The 13,399-nt window shown below is 64.9% G+C and carries 17 protein-coding genes; 7 read left to right on the plus strand and 10 right to left on the minus strand.

What is annotated here, in order from left to right; genetic code table 11:
• Positions 1-136: 136 nt before the first annotated feature.
• The 4 genes from A5789_RS20460 (at position 137) to A5789_RS36740 (ending at position 2,587) form a co-directional block, all read left to right on the plus strand.
• Complete coding sequence (locus A5789_RS20460) at positions 137-775, plus strand: NPCBM/NEW2 domain-containing protein (RefSeq protein WP_064923201.1); 639 nt, start codon at positions 137-139, stop codon at positions 773-775.
• 247 nt (positions 776-1,022) lie between these two features.
• On the plus strand, positions 1,023-1,565 hold the full coding sequence (locus tag A5789_RS36735; RefSeq protein ID WP_146102143.1) for a hypothetical protein: 543 nt from the start codon (positions 1,023-1,025) through the stop codon (positions 1,563-1,565).
• 75 nt (positions 1,566-1,640) lie between these two features.
• Positions 1,641-2,150, plus strand: a complete 510-nt coding sequence (locus A5789_RS20470) for a helix-turn-helix transcriptional regulator (RefSeq protein ID WP_155525777.1) — start codon at positions 1,641-1,643, stop codon at positions 2,148-2,150.
• The gene (locus tag A5789_RS36740; RefSeq protein ID WP_146102142.1) at positions 2,147-2,587 is read left to right on the plus strand and encodes a hypothetical protein; all 441 of its coding nucleotides are present in this window, start codon (positions 2,147-2,149) and stop codon (positions 2,585-2,587) included. The genes A5789_RS20470 and A5789_RS36740 overlap by 4 nt, the downstream gene beginning before the upstream one ends.
• A gap of 268 nt (positions 2,588-2,855) precedes the next feature.
• Here A5789_RS36740 and A5789_RS37960 read toward each other — a convergent pair whose 3' ends face one another.
• The 5 genes from A5789_RS37960 to A5789_RS20500 all read right to left on the minus strand — a co-directional run bounded on the left by A5789_RS37960 (position 2,856) and on the right by A5789_RS20500 (position 5,216).
• Positions 2,856-3,062, minus strand: a complete 207-nt coding sequence (locus tag A5789_RS37960; RefSeq protein WP_227462979.1) for a calcium-binding protein — start codon at positions 3,060-3,062, stop codon at positions 2,856-2,858.
• A 402-nt stretch (positions 3,063-3,464) separates the two neighbouring features.
• A complete protein-coding gene (locus A5789_RS20485) occupies positions 3,465-4,088 on the minus strand; it encodes a DUF4352 domain-containing protein (RefSeq protein WP_064923209.1) in 624 nt (207 codons plus the stop codon).
• Between the two features lie 10 nt (positions 4,089-4,098).
• Entirely contained in the window at positions 4,099-4,422 is a 324-nt protein-coding gene (locus A5789_RS20490; RefSeq protein ID WP_064923211.1) for a hypothetical protein, read from the minus strand.
• Between the two features lie 25 nt (positions 4,423-4,447).
• Positions 4,448-4,819, minus strand: coding sequence for a DUF732 domain-containing protein (locus tag A5789_RS20495; protein ID WP_064923213.1), 372 nt, complete (start codon positions 4,817-4,819; stop codon positions 4,448-4,450).
• 19 nt (positions 4,820-4,838) lie between these two features.
• Positions 4,839-5,216, minus strand: coding sequence for a hypothetical protein (locus A5789_RS20500; protein WP_064923215.1), 378 nt, complete (start codon positions 5,214-5,216; stop codon positions 4,839-4,841).
• Between the two features lie 208 nt (positions 5,217-5,424).
• Here A5789_RS20500 and A5789_RS20505 point away from each other — a divergent pair, with 208 nt between their 5' ends.
• From A5789_RS20505 to A5789_RS20515, 3 genes are read left to right on the plus strand one after another with little or no spacing between them, the layout of a single operon-like run.
• Positions 5,425-7,392 (plus strand): N-6 DNA methylase, encoded by a 1,968-nt coding sequence (locus tag A5789_RS20505; protein WP_197516674.1) that lies wholly within the window; start codon positions 5,425-5,427, stop codon positions 7,390-7,392.
• Entirely contained in the window at positions 7,392-8,009 is a 618-nt protein-coding gene (locus A5789_RS20510) for a hypothetical protein (RefSeq protein ID WP_064923219.1), read from the plus strand. The genes A5789_RS20505 and A5789_RS20510 overlap by 1 nt, the downstream gene beginning before the upstream one ends.
• A 38-nt stretch (positions 8,010-8,047) precedes the next feature.
• On the plus strand, positions 8,048-9,481 hold the full coding sequence (locus A5789_RS20515) for a serine/threonine-protein kinase (protein WP_227462980.1): 1,434 nt from the start codon (positions 8,048-8,050) through the stop codon (positions 9,479-9,481).
• Positions 9,482-9,636: 155 nt separating this feature from the next.
• Here the strand turns inward: A5789_RS20515 and A5789_RS20520 are convergent, their stop codons facing one another.
• The 5 genes from A5789_RS20520 to A5789_RS20540 form a co-directional block, all read right to left on the minus strand.
• Positions 9,637-10,314, minus strand: a complete 678-nt coding sequence (locus A5789_RS20520; RefSeq protein WP_155525779.1) for a hypothetical protein — start codon at positions 10,312-10,314, stop codon at positions 9,637-9,639.
• Positions 10,315-10,588: 274 nt separating this feature from the next.
• A complete protein-coding gene (locus A5789_RS20525) occupies positions 10,589-11,221 on the minus strand; it encodes a hypothetical protein (protein WP_156773022.1) in 633 nt (210 codons plus the stop codon).
• A gap of 26 nt (positions 11,222-11,247) precedes the next feature.
• On the minus strand, positions 11,248-11,742 hold the full coding sequence (locus A5789_RS20530) for a hypothetical protein (protein ID WP_064923226.1): 495 nt from the start codon (positions 11,740-11,742) through the stop codon (positions 11,248-11,250).
• 4 nt (positions 11,743-11,746) lie between these two features.
• On the minus strand, positions 11,747-12,472 hold the full coding sequence (locus A5789_RS20535) for a hypothetical protein (RefSeq protein ID WP_064923228.1): 726 nt from the start codon (positions 12,470-12,472) through the stop codon (positions 11,747-11,749).
• A complete protein-coding gene (locus A5789_RS20540) occupies positions 12,469-12,786 on the minus strand; it encodes a type VII secretion target (RefSeq protein WP_064923230.1) in 318 nt (105 codons plus the stop codon). The genes A5789_RS20535 and A5789_RS20540 overlap by 4 nt, the downstream gene beginning before the upstream one ends.
• Between the last annotated feature and the right edge of the window lie 613 nt (positions 12,787-13,399).

Below are 13,399 nucleotides of genomic sequence, written 5' to 3' on the forward strand. Positions count from 1 at the left end.
GGGAAGCGAGAGGAAGCGGAAACAGAAGGTCCAAAAGAGTACCGAAGGTCACCTGACCCTCGGTCCGTTCTTCGGGCGCAGGTGGCAGAAGAACACGGAAGGGAAGGAAAAGCATCGGGGAACCCGGACATATGTGGTGAGCCTCGGCGTGGTTGTCGTGGTGGCGGCGGTGGGCGTCGGTGCCGTGATGTGGTGGAATTCGCAGAGCAGCGGTGCCGCGGATGCCGATGCCCGACCGGTTCCCGGCTCCACGACCAGCGTTGCCGCCGCGGTGATGCGGCCGACGACTACGACGACTCCGTCCGGCACGACAACCGCTGCCGCCCCGGCCCATTCGGATCCGACCTGGTACAAGCTGACGGCCTACAAGTCGGTCTCCGGCGGAAACGGCTTCTACTGGAAGGATTCGGTGCGGATCGGCACGCAGACGTATCCGGCAAGCATCGCCGGCGAATACCCTTCCAGCACGTCCGATCCGAGCAACAGGGCAGTGTGGGCCATCGGCGGCAACTGCACGAGGTTCCAGGCATGGGTCGGCAAGGACATCGACTCGAGTGAATCGGGCACCGGCAGTGGGGGTTTCTATCTCCAGGGGGACGGTCGCGACCTGGCATCGGTGATGGTCGGCCCGGCCGACCCGCCACAGCGGATGGATGTCGACATCACGGGATACGCGCGCCTTACGTTGTACGACACGCGAAAGAGCGTGGACATGAACAACGCGTGGGGGACTCCGGAGGTGCTGTGCACGAGCGCACCGGGGCAGTCGCGCTGAACCCGGATCGGGGCGTGCAGCCATCGCTACCCGGCACTGCGGAAGGTGGTCGGTCTCCGCGAGCAGGTGCTGTCACGAAGCGGGAGATGACCTCCGCGCGTTGACAATCCGTCGAACGACCGACTGTGAGGTGTCGGTCCGGACTGTTATATTCGCGTGCGCCAGGTGGCAGGGGATGCGGTCGGAACCTTCGCGGCTTTCTGCGGGGCGATTGTGAAAGGCGTTGGGGTGCATGGGATCTACGCGCGTGGCGGATTCGATGGATAGCGCGCTTCGTTCCAAGATTCATCAACCGGGATGTCCCTGGTCGTGGACTTCCGAATGCATCGAGCAGTTCGAGCGGTTGCGGAGCGAGCACATCGAGGTCGCGGAGATGTTCAGTGCGATGATTCGTCGTGCGCGGGAGCGGGGGCTTCCTCCCACGCAGAACAACAACCATGTCCCGCGGCCGACGCATCCCACTCATCGTTGTCCGGTGGGAGACCGCGTGCGAGACCTGCCCGATTTCGCATTCGATGACCAGGTCAGACCCATGCCGTGGGTAGGAGAGTTGTACGCCGAGTCGGTCAATGGGCGAACTCTGTACCGTTTGTACTTCATCGAGTCCCGCCCAGGCTGGGTGGCGACGACCGACGAAATCTACGCGTCGGCCATTGGTGAGAAACCTGTCGGTGCGGATGGCGGCTGGACGAGCGACGATCAGACGGCCGACATCCACTCGGCCATGATCGCGGGCACTCAACGGTGCGACAACTGCCGGAAAGTATGGAGACGCTGGAATGCGGCCTGATAACCTTTGTGATATAACGCAACAGCTCTCGGCTCGACCGTGCGATGTTCCGATGCGAGGGGAGAGGTGGTCTCGATGAGCGCGGACAGGTACCCCGGTTTCGGCAACCCCACCTCGAACGAGCAGCTGGGCGTGGAGCTGGCGAGCGAGCAACTGGATTTGATCCTGGACATGCGAGAGATTCGTTTGGAGCGTGGATACTCGGTCACCCAGGTCGCGGAGGCGATGGGAGTCGACCCCGCACAGGTCTCCCGATTCGAGAGCGGAGCGACCAACCCCACGATGTCCACGATCCGCCGCTATGCGAAGGCTGTCGGAGCGATTTTCCGCATACGGGCCCAACGGTGGGAGGCCGAAAACGATGAGTCCTTCGAATCGACGCCTCCCGAATCATCGGATGCGCGCTGTGAGGATATGACGAACGCGGAGCAGTTGTGGACCGTGCGAATGGACACCGGTGACGCTTCGCCGGGCCCGTGGAAGGCGACCGCGGTCGAACAACTCGGCCGCTCGGCGCCGGTGGTGGAACCGGTCAAGGGGACCAGGGACTACCTGCATTGGGTGACCGCGACGGTTCAGTCATGACCCTTGTGGAGCGGGCGACCGGGAGCAACGTCTTCTGGAAAGAGCGGTCGGTACGTCGCAAATCATCCGACGAATTGGAAGACATCCCGAACGCATTCAGCATCTCGATGTCGGTATCAGGAGGAAAGTCCTCCAAAGACGCCCCTGTCGTCGATACGACCGTCGAGGTTTCAGTGAGTAACCCTTCGCTGGAACTCAAATACGTCGTGACGTACCGATTCTATTTCGCCAACGATTCCGAGCCGCCTCCGGAAGAAGAGGTCGACACCTTCATGCGCGAACACGGCATCGGCTACGCGCTTGGCGTGGTCAACGGTGCGCTGGTGAGTGACACGACGGCATTCAGGGTGAAGCCACTGTCCATTCCGATCAACGCCTACGACGAGGTGCGGAAGCTGATCCCGCAGCGCCCGTCCGATCAGGGCCGCCATCTGTAGTCGCCTGGGGGACTGGGCATAGAGGCTCTGGGGTTTCCCGCAAGGAACCGCTGTGGCTCGTAGTCCGCTCGTTGCGATATCTGTGCGGCATACCAGGCCCGTTTGCGGCGGGTCTCAATCCTCTCCCGGCAGAGCCAGCAGGCCACGCCGCCGTGTCCGGAACAGGCTCCCGATGGGGGCGGACGCGTGGGCGTATGGCCTCGGCGCCGATCACCCGGTCATCGCGGCGGGACCGTCGCGCCGCCGGAGAACATGGAGTCGGCTCCGATCAGGAGCAATCTCCCGGTTCGCCCTTCTTCACCACCGACAGGACGGCGTCGCCCTCACCGATCGGGACGCCGGGGGCAGGGGTCTGTGCGACTACAACCCAGTTGCGGTCGAGTACCTGCATTCGGCCGGCTCCGGTCGCATCCTTGCTTCGAGAGAAGAACACTCCGGCTTTTTGGATGAGGTTCTGTGCGGCCTGCAAATTCATGCACACCACATTCGGCATCGGCACTGTCGCGGCTTGCGTTGCCGCCGGCGCGCTCGAGGGTGCCTGCGCCGGGGGTGCTTCCGTTGAAGGTGCCGGCTGTGTCCTCGTCGGCACCGGGAGAGTTGTCGTCGTGTCGGCGATTTTCGGCTGCGTGGTCGACGTTTCCGTGGCTCCGCATGCGGTTGCTGCCCCAATGGCAGCGATAGCGAGGTATGCCGCGATTCTCTTCAATGCACGGTCCTTCCGGCGCGAGTGTGTCTCGAGTAGCCAAAATGTCGGTGAGGGGACGGGTCGTATTAGCTGCATTTCGGTAACGACGCGATGGGGATGACGCACATGAGCGGCTGCGCGCTCGGCGCCGAGGCGGGCGCGTGGGTGCCCGTCCCGGCGCCGATCACCCGGTCAGCGCAGCGAAACCGTTGCGCCGCCGGAGAACATGGAGTCGTGCAGCACGATCCGGACGGGTTGAGAATCGGCCGGCAGATCGAAGACGACCTTGGCGGTAATCGTGTTGCCAGGGTTGATGTTTGCGTACATGCTCGTGTCGGCTTGCAGGTTGATGGCGGCCGCGGTGTCGTTGCTGAACTTGCGGTCCTGCGTGTCGTAGAGGTCCTGATTGCCGGGGGAGAAGCCGTAGGGCACCTTGGAGGTGTTGAGTACGGTCATCGTGACGATCGTGTACGCGCCCTGGGCGGTGCGGCGCAGGTAGGGGTTGTCGCCCACTTCCTTGACGCCGGTCTGCACGTCGGTGACCACGAATTCGAATTTGCCGTCGCGGACCGGGGTGTTGATTCCGGGCGGCGGAGGCTTCGCGGGCGCGGGCGCTGCGGCAGAGTTGCCCGCGGCGGTGGTCGCGCTGTGCCTGGAACCGGCGGAATCCTTACCGCTGAGGCCGGCGATGCAGCCGCCGACGCCGCAGAGCAGCACGATGCCGACGACGACGATCAGCAGCGCCTTCGGCATTTTGGACTTCTTCTGTTGCACCACGTACTGCGGCGGGAGTTGTGGCCCGGGCTGGTAAGTCATGGCGCCGCTCCTATTCGTGGATCCAGGTACAGCCCTCGACGTTGATCACGTCACCGGCCTGCAGTTGCACGTAGGACGCGCCCGAATAGGACTCCATATCGGTGGCCTCCGAGGACTTCGCGCCCTTGTAGGGGAGCCATGTGATGAAGCAGTAGCCGTAGTCGTCCGCGCGGGGGCCGGAGGTGTGGTATGTGCCTTCCAGGACGTCCGTGCCGACGACTTGCATGCCCTCGTGCAGGGTGGCGGCCGGTGCGGCGGATGCGGTGGCGGCCGCGACGGTCACGGCGGCGGAGGCGATGAGCAGAGCGGGAAAAGCCTTGCGGAACATGGTCATAACTCCTGGATCGGTGGCGGCGGGATCAGAGTTCGTACTGCGGGCAGTAGGCCGTGATGGCGGCGTCGAGGAAGATGTACGGGTACTTCACGGCGCCGCGGGACTTCTCGGCCAGCACGATCTGGTTGTGCGCCGAATTGCCGTAGGCCCGTAGCCAATTGCATTCGGCCTGCGCGAGCTGGATCGCGGAGTCCTGGCCGCTGCAGGTGTCGTCGTCCTCGGCGTAGTCGCTCAGGAAGCGTTGGTCGGCTGGGCTGCGGGGTCCGCAGCTGCTGCCGCCGGATCCGGAGGCCGAGCCGGTATCGGGGGCCGCGAACGTCGCCGGTGCGGCGGCCGTGAGCACCGCGACGGTGGCGCCGGCGGCGAGCAGAGCAGGGACGATACGAGCGTTTTTCATGATGATTCCTGGCGGTGAGTCAGTTGTTGGATGCGAGCAGGTAATGGATCAACCAGATCGGTGACCACAGCCCGCAGGTGATGAGCGTGAGCACCAGATGCAGTCCGTGCGGGAACGATCGTGTGACGACGACCTGCGCTCCGGGCGGGAACTGCTGGACCACGTTCATCATCGGCGGTGGTGACGGAAAGGCCTGGGGGACAGCGGGTTGCGCGCGCCCAGGGGACGTGAAGTATTCGGCCGAGTAGTACGGCGGCGCGGTGGGCGGAACCGGCGGATACGGCTCGATCAGCCCGCCCGCGCTCGGGGGATACGGCGGCATCGGATTCGGTGCGGGCGGGCGGTCCGGTGGTGCGGTGTCCCATGCGTCGATAGGGCGGTCGGGTTCGTGACTCATGGCGAAGTCCTGTCGTTTACGGCAGCAGGGATCGCTCGACGGCGACGGCTGCGGGAGGGGTCGAGGTGCGGAGAATCGCCGGTGTCGGCGGTGCTTTGAGGCTGATGCAAACAGTAGGAGGAACTGAAAACATTGTCAATGTCGATCGGAAGATTGATTTTTGCTCACTGGTCCAGCAGTGTGTGAGCAGACCCGCGAGAGGAGGGGTATGCCGAAGCCCGTAGCGAAGGTGAGCGCCGCAGAGATCTCGCGGCTCGCCGGCGTCACTCGTGCCACGGTGAGCAATTGGCGTCGCCGCCACGACGACTTCCCCGACCCTGTCGCGGGCAACGAGTCGCGGCCGCTGTTCGATCTGCACGCCGTGCGGGAATGGCTGGCTTCGCATGGCATCGACGCGGCACAGTCGCCGGAGGCCGAACTGCGCACACTGGTTCGATCGCATGCGACGCCGCAGGCTGTCACCAAGGTGATGGAGGTGTTGCGTCGTACCGAAGACGGTTGGTCCGCCTCCGGGGCCGACGATCGGAAATTGGCGACCGAGGTCGCCGCCGCCCTGCGGTCGGCCACCAGCACCGAGCAGGTGCGTACCGCGCTCGACATCCTGTCCGAACGCGCGATGGACGATGCCGCCTCGACCGGGGTCTATGTCACCCCGCCGGCCGTGGCATCGATGATGGCGGCGCTGCTTCGGCCGGCGACCAACCCCGCCGTGCGCAGCGTCCTCGACCCGGCGTGCGGCAGCGGTAACCTGCTGCTCGCGGCCGCCCAGTGCGGCGCCGAGGAACTGTACGGGCAGGATTTGGTGCCGGTGCAGGTGCAGCGCGCCCGATTGCTGATCGAAGCCGAGACGGCTCTGGAGCCAGTGGTGCGGGCCGGGGACAGTCTGACCGCCGACGCATTCTCCGACCTCCGGGTCGATGCGGTGCTGTGCAATCCGCCCTACGGACAACGGGACTGGGGCTCGGGTGAGCTCGCCTTCGACACCCGCTGGGATTACGGGCTGCCGCCGCGCGGAGAACCGGAACTCGCGTGGGTGCAGCACGCCATCGCCCATCTGCGGCCCGGCGGTATCGCGGCGCTGCTGCTGCCCCCCGCGGTCGCAACCCGGACGTCCGGGCGCAAGATCCGGTCCAACCTGGTGCGTGCGGGTGCGCTGCGCGCCGTGATCGGTTTGACGCCGGGTGTCGCGCAGCCATGGCACGTCGGACTGCAGATATGGGTGGTGCGGCGACCGGAAGTCGGTGCGGCGGTACCGGACTCGATGCTGTTCGTCGAGACCGCCGACGGGGCGCGCCAAGACGGCGATCGTCTCGGACAGGATGCGGTGATCGCGCTGTGGCAGGCATTCGACGAAGGCAGCTTCGACAGCGCAGCCGAGTCGGGGGTGTCGGCGGTGGTGCGGCTGGTCGATCTGCTGGACGAGGAAGTCGACCTTACTCCCGCCCGGTATGTGCGATCGGCGCTCGATTCGGGGGCGGTTTCCGAACAGGTCGGTGCGGCACTCGACAGTCTGGGGGCGGCGGCCGCGGACCTGGCCGACGTTCTCGCCGAGGTGCCGGGCTGGGCGGAGTCTCGCGGGAAGTCGTGGCGGTTCATCGGCATCGCGGACCTGGTCAATCATGGTCAGCTGCAATGGTTTCGGGCCGCACCACCCGGTTCGGAGCGACTTCCCGGCGATCGCCGCGTTCTGACCGCGCCGGATGTCGCGAACGGAACTCCGGCCTCGGGCACGATGGATTCGGTGCCCGACGAACCGGTCGAGGTGTGCGAGGGCGACGTGCTCATGCCCGCGGTGCGCAGCGACCGTAGCGGTGGCCGCACCGCGCGCGTCGCTACCGCGGAGGATGCCGGTGCGGTCCTCGGCCCGCATGTGCACGCCCTGCGGGTGGACCGCAGCCGGCTCGATCCGTGGTTCCTCGCCGGATTCCTCACCGGCACCGAAAACGTCTCTGCCATACGAACATCCACGGTTCGCTTCGACCTGTCCCGGCTGCGCGTGCCGGTGCTGTCGCTGGAGGAACAGCGCCGATACGGGGCGCTGTTTCGGCAGCTGTTCCTGCTGCGCACCGTGGCGCACCGGGCCTCGGCAGCCGCCGACCACACTGCCGAGCTGATCACCACCGGACTCACGGCGGGCGCCCTCGTGCCGCAGGACGAGCACAGGAAGGACAAGTAGTGAGCGAGCGTTATGCCGAGCTGCGGTCCGCGCTGATCGAACAGCCCCTCGTGGATCCGCCGCTCCTCGAGCCCGGTCCGGTTGCGCACGACTCGATTTCGCTCGAGGATCTGGTGGCCGCCGAGGCGCTGCACGTCTACGAAGCGCCGCCGACCGTCGGTGGCGGGGACGCAGCGATGTTGTCGGCCAAGGATGTGCGGCTGGGTCGGGCGGCGTCGCGGTGGGGTGACTCCGACGCGCCGGGCGCGGTGCTGGTGCGAGCCGGGGATGTCGCGGTCGTCATGGGCGCCGATCCGGCCGCACACGTCTGCACCGAGGACGGTGTGCTGCTCGGCTCCGGAATTCATCTGCTGCGCGGTAGCGCCACCATCATCGACCCGCAATTCCTGGCCGGGGTGCTGCGCGCCGCGATCGCCGACGGTCCGGTCGACCTGTATCGCGTGCAGATTCCGCGTGTTCCGCTCATAGACCAACGCCGGCTCGGCGCAGCCTTCCGGCAGCTGGCCGACGTGGAGGTTGCATGGCGGCTGCGGCGTGCGGCGGTCGAGCAGGTCGTGCGTGCCGGGGTCAGGGGCCTGGCGGCGGGGGCGCTGCGACCGGTTACCGTCGACGAGTAGGTTGACGTGTCGGCAGTGGTGGACTCACGGAGGTGGCGGTGACACAACCGCGAATCGACGGAGGCCGGTACGAACTGGTCCGGGAGATCGGCGCCGGTGGGATGGGGCAGGTGTTCGAGGGCTACGACAGTCACCTCAAACGCCGGATCGCGGTGAAGGTCACGCACCCGAACCTCGACCGGGACCCGAACTGGATTAGGCGTTTTCTGCGCGAAGCCGAATTCATGGCGCAGATCAGCCACCCCGGCATGCCCGCAATCCATGACGCCGGCATCTCACCAGGCCCGCCCGAACGGCCGTATCTGGTCATGGAGTTCGTCGACGGCACCACCTTCGACGAACTCCTCGCCCGGCGCGGCCCGCTCCCGGTCGGGGTCGTGGCGACGCTGGGCGCGCAAGCCGCGGCAGTGCTGGTCGCGGCGCACCGCAACCGGATCTACCACCGCGATCTGAAACCGTCCAATCTCATGCTGTGTGCCGACGGGACGGTGAAGGTGCTCGACTTCGGCCTCGCCGTGACCACCGACACCGGCATGACCCGGTACACCGGCACCGGAAATACGCTCGGCACGCCGGCATTCATGGCACCCGAACAAGTCGAGGGGCGCACCGTGGTGCCGCAGACCGACCTGTACGCGCTCGGGCTGGTGCTGTACGAACTGCTCACCGGAGATCGTGTGATGACCGGGAGCTCGCCATATGTGGTGTGGCAGAACCAAGTTCACTTCACGCCGAACGAGATCCGCCGTGAACGTCCCGATGTTCCGGTCGATATGGCGCGGTTGATCATGAGTTCGATTGCGAAATCGCCGGACCGCCGGCCCGAAGACGCTGCCACCGTCCACGCCGTGTTGATGCGTTACGCCGATGGTGTGGCGGAGCTCCCGGAAGTCAAGGACCCGTACGGACCGGCACGGATGTACGCCGCCGCAGCCAGCACGGCCGGTACGTCGCGCACCGCCGCGACCGTCGTCGCGCCGACGATCGTCACCGGCGAAACCGTGGTAGTACCCCCGCGTACCACCGATTTCAGCCGCTCCGATATCGAACGCGCCATCCACCGCGCCCGCGATCTCGCCGCCGAATCGCGCTTCACCCCCGCCATCGCGAACTTGAAAACCGTGGTGGAACAAGCTATTTCGCAACTCGGCCCGCGGGATGCCGATGTGGTGGAAGCCCGCCTCAACCTCGCCGCACTCCGATTCGACAGCAACGATTTCACCGGTGCCGCGGAATTGTTCCGCACCCTCATCGACGACCTCACCGCCGAACGCGGCCCATACGACGAACAGGTGATGCACTGTCAACGCCAACTCGCCACCTGCGATGTGCAAAACGGTGACATCACCGCGGCGCTGACCCGGTTGCGCCGGCTGCACAGTCAGATGGCGGTGCGGTATGGGGAGCAGGATCGGCGAGTGGTGGACCTGGTCGAACAGATCAAATTGATCGAGATGGGAGGGGAGCGGTGAGAATCTCGGACTCGCGACATCGTTTCGCATAGCGGATTCGCGCCTGGAACGATGTTTGCAGTGCTGAGATCTCCCGGTTCGGATCCTGCGTCGAAATGGCCTGACGGGGAAGCTCGTTCAGGTGCGCCGACTGCCGGCGAATTGCGGGCGGGGCGTTACCATGTGCGCTGCAGCAGCTCTTTCGCGACCGCGATGCTCGATTGCCATGCTTCCTCCGTGGACATTTGGGTGGTCCAGAAGAGGTGCCGTTGTTCGCCCCGGACGTAGACGTTCACCAGCAGATTGCCCTGCCACACGGCCAGTCGCATCAAGCTCTGATCGTTGCGGTCCGTGGCCACAGCGAATGTTGCTCCGTCGCCTAATCCCGGCACTGCGGAATCCGTTCGCCGCCCCATGGCGTAGGGGGTCTGCGCTTGCCGGTCGAATTGTTCTCGCGCCGTGCCACCGGTCCGTGGAATGTCGAAGCGCTGCACACGAAATTCCAAGTGACGCGGGTCGATACCGTCTTCCCCGCGCACTTGTCCCCAGCTGCACGACAGGTTGAGGTCGCCGCCTTCGGGGAGGTGGGCGGCGCTCTGATCGGTGAGTTGTTCGAAATTGTGTGCGCGCGTTTGCGCGAGGACACCGGGATCGAGGCGGCATTGCGTGGGTGCGGGTGTTGTGGTCGCGATTGTTCCGCTCGGCGAGTGCACGTGCCGATAGCGAACCGAGAGCACGACAACCACGGGGATGAGCAGCAGAACAACCACAATGGCGGCGAGACGGCGCGGAAAGCGTTGTCGTCGAGGATGCTTCGTCGTCGATGCTGCCGCCGTGTCTCCTCGGCTGCTCATGACGCTCGGGGAGCAGCACGCCGTCGACGTTCTGTGGCACACCCTGCGGATTCCCGTCGGGCCCCGGCATGTCCCCGACGTGTCCGTTCACGAATTGGTCGACCGTGATCCAGCTGGTGCTTCTCCAGGGTTGTAGACCTCCAGCCGGTGGCCGTCGTGTCCGATGATGAGCATCTGATGCCCCTCCTTGCCGCTGGTGGTCTGGAACGGGACGGGTCGGCCCTGATGTGTACTGGATCTGCTCTGGGGGACGTATTTCGCGGGGCAGAACGGTCTATGCCTCCCCAGGCACCGACCCGCGAGATTCGAACGCCGCTACGAATCGCGGGTGTGCCCTGATCCGTACTGATTCGAGATCGGCAATGGGCCGGAACAGCACGAACGTCGTGGAGCGGCGGTAGAGCAGGTATGCGGCGATCAACCCGAACAGCCCCCATCCCGGGAAGACGGCCAACACAAGCGGTACGGGAAGGTGGTCGGAGGTCGTTGTTTGGGTGGCTGCGAGGATGACGAGAATTGCGGCGAGGCCCAGAAGAACGATCGCGTGTCCGGTGTATTGGCAAAACCTGCTCGTGCGTTCGCATTTCGCGCAGATCGGCCACGTTCCCTCGAGGATGGTGGATGGTGGGTTGACCTCGAACCATCTGAATGTGGCGACGCGGTAGAAGCCTCGCAGCAGGAATCGGACTTCGTACGAAGGGGTTCGCTGTATCCATTGTTGTTCCGTAGAACGCCGGACAGTCTTCGGGCGGAAGTCGAAGTCCTTGTTGCGCTGCTCGATCGCCGTCTCGCCGTGGCGGGTGCATACGTCGGGTAGCTCGTCGGCCAGTTGCAGGACGAAGGTTTCCTGCGGATCGAAATCCGGGTCTTCGGCGAAGTCTTTTCGGAGGCGAATCCGCACTGCCACATCGGTTTGCGCGCCCGAGCGGGGTTTCACTCCAGCCATCCTCGGTTGCGTCGCTGTTGAAAGTAGAGATCGTCCTCGTCCGGTTCATCGGGGGTATACAGCTGTTCGCGATTCGGTTTTCTCGTTTGTGGGATCACCGGGCTGCCGGTATCTTTCGCGGGCGTCGAGGGGGTCGGCTGCACATTGGGCGGAGGCGGAGTGGGCGCGGACTCGTGCTGATCGCCTCGCAGACGTTCGAGTTCTTGTTCGCCTGCCTGGGCCAGAGCCTGACGCTGGTCTTCCGGCATCGTCAGGGCGCGGTTCAGCTGACCGGCCGGTACGGAGTCCATGATTCCCGCGAATGCGTCGGAAGTACCGAAGTCTCGCATGCTGCGGCGGCCGTTCAGTACATCGTCGAGTTGCTTTCGCAGATCGCGGTCGGTTACGGCGGACTTGATCGTTTCCAGGGAACGGCGCAGTTGGCGGGACACTGCGATGTCGCCGTGTGCCACGTCGAAGCTGACTTCGGAGCGATCTTCCATTCGATCAAACCCCCGGGTGGTCGTAGGTCGAATTCGGCAGTGCGGGAAGGTTTTCCGGAGTCGTCTGGCTCGACAGTGCGTTCAGCAACCCGATCATCCCGTATATCGCCTTGTACGCGGTGGTGACGAGTTTGATGAGTTCGCCCACCTTCGCCACGATTTGGACCAGGTAGGCGGCGGACACGGCGGCTTGGGCAGCTGCGGCTGGAGCGCCGACCAGACTGGAAGCGAGCACCGCCTCCGCCGCTTGCGACGCGAGCCAGAGCAGGGCCAAATCGGAGATGTCCTGTAGAAAGTCCCCGACTCGACGGCCCAGTTCCCGCATGCCGGTGCTGATATTCGTCAGCTGCCGTTCGATCTCTTCGAGCGGGCGAACTTGGAACTCGACGCAGGCAGCGAGATGTGTGAAATAGGTCTGCGAGCTGTCGGCGGCGTGACCGTGCCAGGTGGCGCCCGCGGTCTGTTGCCACTGAGTGTTGATCGACTCCGCGTACGCCGAATTGAAGCGGCTCAGGTTGCCCGCGGCTCCGGCGGCCTTCGCGACCGCCTCCCAGTCGCCGTTGACCTTCTCTCCTGCCCAGCCATAAACGTCGAAGCCGACGAGGGTTTTGATCGTGGTCGAGATGTAGTAGGCGGGGGAGACGAAATTTCCCCCGGCGATGAACGACACCAGGCCCGGCATCGGGTCCTCGGCATGAGGGTCGACGAGCTTCTCTTCGGGACGGGTCATCGCGCATTCCCCGGATATGTCTCGTCGAGCTGCCGAGCGTGCTCGTAGTCGGTCGTTCGGTAGAGCTGGGCGGCTTTGGCGAGTTCAATCGCCGAGCCGTCACCCAGCGTCTGGAGGTGCTTGTAGTTGTCCTCGAGATTTTGCCGGATATGCTCGACGATCCCCTTGACCTCGACGAATATGCCGGTGTGGGCATCCGAGAGGTTGAACCACTTCGTCGCGTGGCTGCCTGCTGCGCCGGCTTGGCCCGCGAGATCACGCATCGCGCCGCTGAACTTGTCCACATCGTCGGGTACGACTTGGAAGTCGGTCATCGCGCTCCTTGCGTGCGGGGTTGAACACTTCTGATCTGTTGGACGGACGATGCCCGCGGTCGGTTCCGGTCGACTTCCACCGGCGCGCTCTCCGCCCAGGGCGGCAGACGTGAACGCCGACGGTCTCGACGAGTCTTCCGCGGTTATTGCGGTCCAGGCTCCTCCGAGCGACAACCACTGCTCACCGATCTTTGCGATGCATACTCGAATTCTGTTGCCGTCAGTTCATTGTCGGTGCTGCCGGGCGTGGAGCGGACTCGGATTCCGGTCACCGCGGGGCTTATTCGGCCTCCTCGGAACGGTACGGCGAGACTGTCTGCGTCGCGAACGTTCACATCGATCGTCTGCCGCTGACGTGGATTCGGCTGGCTCCGATGAAGTTTCGCGGGAAGCATCACGCACGACGGCGTCACCAACCGCCAGCTCTCCCAGATCGGTTGAGTCCAGCAGGATGGTGTATGGCCGGACGCCAGCAAAGTGCGGGCGTGTCGTAGCCGGATAGGGGGTGGTCACCGCGTGATCCTTCAAAAGACCGGCAAGTCACTTGAAGGAAAGAAAGTTCACGCGATGACCTCTGTCCAGCCTATCGACCCGTCCAAGATGCTGTCGGACC

Origin of the sequence: Nocardia sp. 852002-51101_SCH5132738, from assembly GCF_001665695.1 — a bacterium.
GTDB lineage: Bacteria > Actinomycetota > Actinomycetes > Mycobacteriales > Mycobacteriaceae > Nocardia > Nocardia nova.

What these genes read in the sequence shown, in the direction of transcription:
- A5789_RS20535 (WP_064923228.1), bottom strand. Translation starts at nt 12,472, where the DNA reads ATGACCCGTCCCGAAGAGAAGCTCGTCGACCCTCATGCCGAGGACCCG.
- A5789_RS20505 (WP_197516674.1), top strand. Translation starts at nt 5,425, where the DNA reads ATGCCGAAGCCCGTAGCGAAGGTGAGCGCCGCAGAGATCTCGCGGCTC.
- A5789_RS36740 (WP_146102142.1), top strand. Translation starts at nt 2,147, where the DNA reads ATGACCCTTGTGGAGCGGGCGACCGGGAGCAACGTCTTCTGGAAAGAG.
- A5789_RS20520 (WP_155525779.1), bottom strand. Translation starts at nt 10,314, where the DNA reads ATGAGCAGCCGAGGAGACACGGCGGCAGCATCGACGACGAAGCATCCT.
- A5789_RS20470 (WP_155525777.1), top strand. Translation starts at nt 1,641, where the DNA reads ATGAGCGCGGACAGGTACCCCGGTTTCGGCAACCCCACCTCGAACGAG.
- A5789_RS20500 (WP_064923215.1), bottom strand. Translation starts at nt 5,216, where the DNA reads ATGAGTCACGAACCCGACCGCCCTATCGACGCATGGGACACCGCACCA.
- A5789_RS20495 (WP_064923213.1), bottom strand. Translation starts at nt 4,819, where the DNA reads ATGAAAAACGCTCGTATCGTCCCTGCTCTGCTCGCCGCCGGCGCCACC.
- A5789_RS20490 (WP_064923211.1), bottom strand. Translation starts at nt 4,422, where the DNA reads ATGACCATGTTCCGCAAGGCTTTTCCCGCTCTGCTCATCGCCTCCGCC.
- A5789_RS20540 (WP_064923230.1), bottom strand. Translation starts at nt 12,786, where the DNA reads ATGACCGACTTCCAAGTCGTACCCGACGATGTGGACAAGTTCAGCGGC.
- A5789_RS37960 (WP_227462979.1), bottom strand. Translation starts at nt 3,062, where the DNA reads ATGAATTTGCAGGCCGCACAGAACCTCATCCAAAAAGCCGGAGTGTTC.
- A5789_RS20530 (WP_064923226.1), bottom strand. Translation starts at nt 11,742, where the DNA reads ATGGAAGATCGCTCCGAAGTCAGCTTCGACGTGGCACACGGCGACATC.
- A5789_RS20485 (WP_064923209.1), bottom strand. Translation starts at nt 4,088, where the DNA reads ATGACTTACCAGCCCGGGCCACAACTCCCGCCGCAGTACGTGGTGCAA.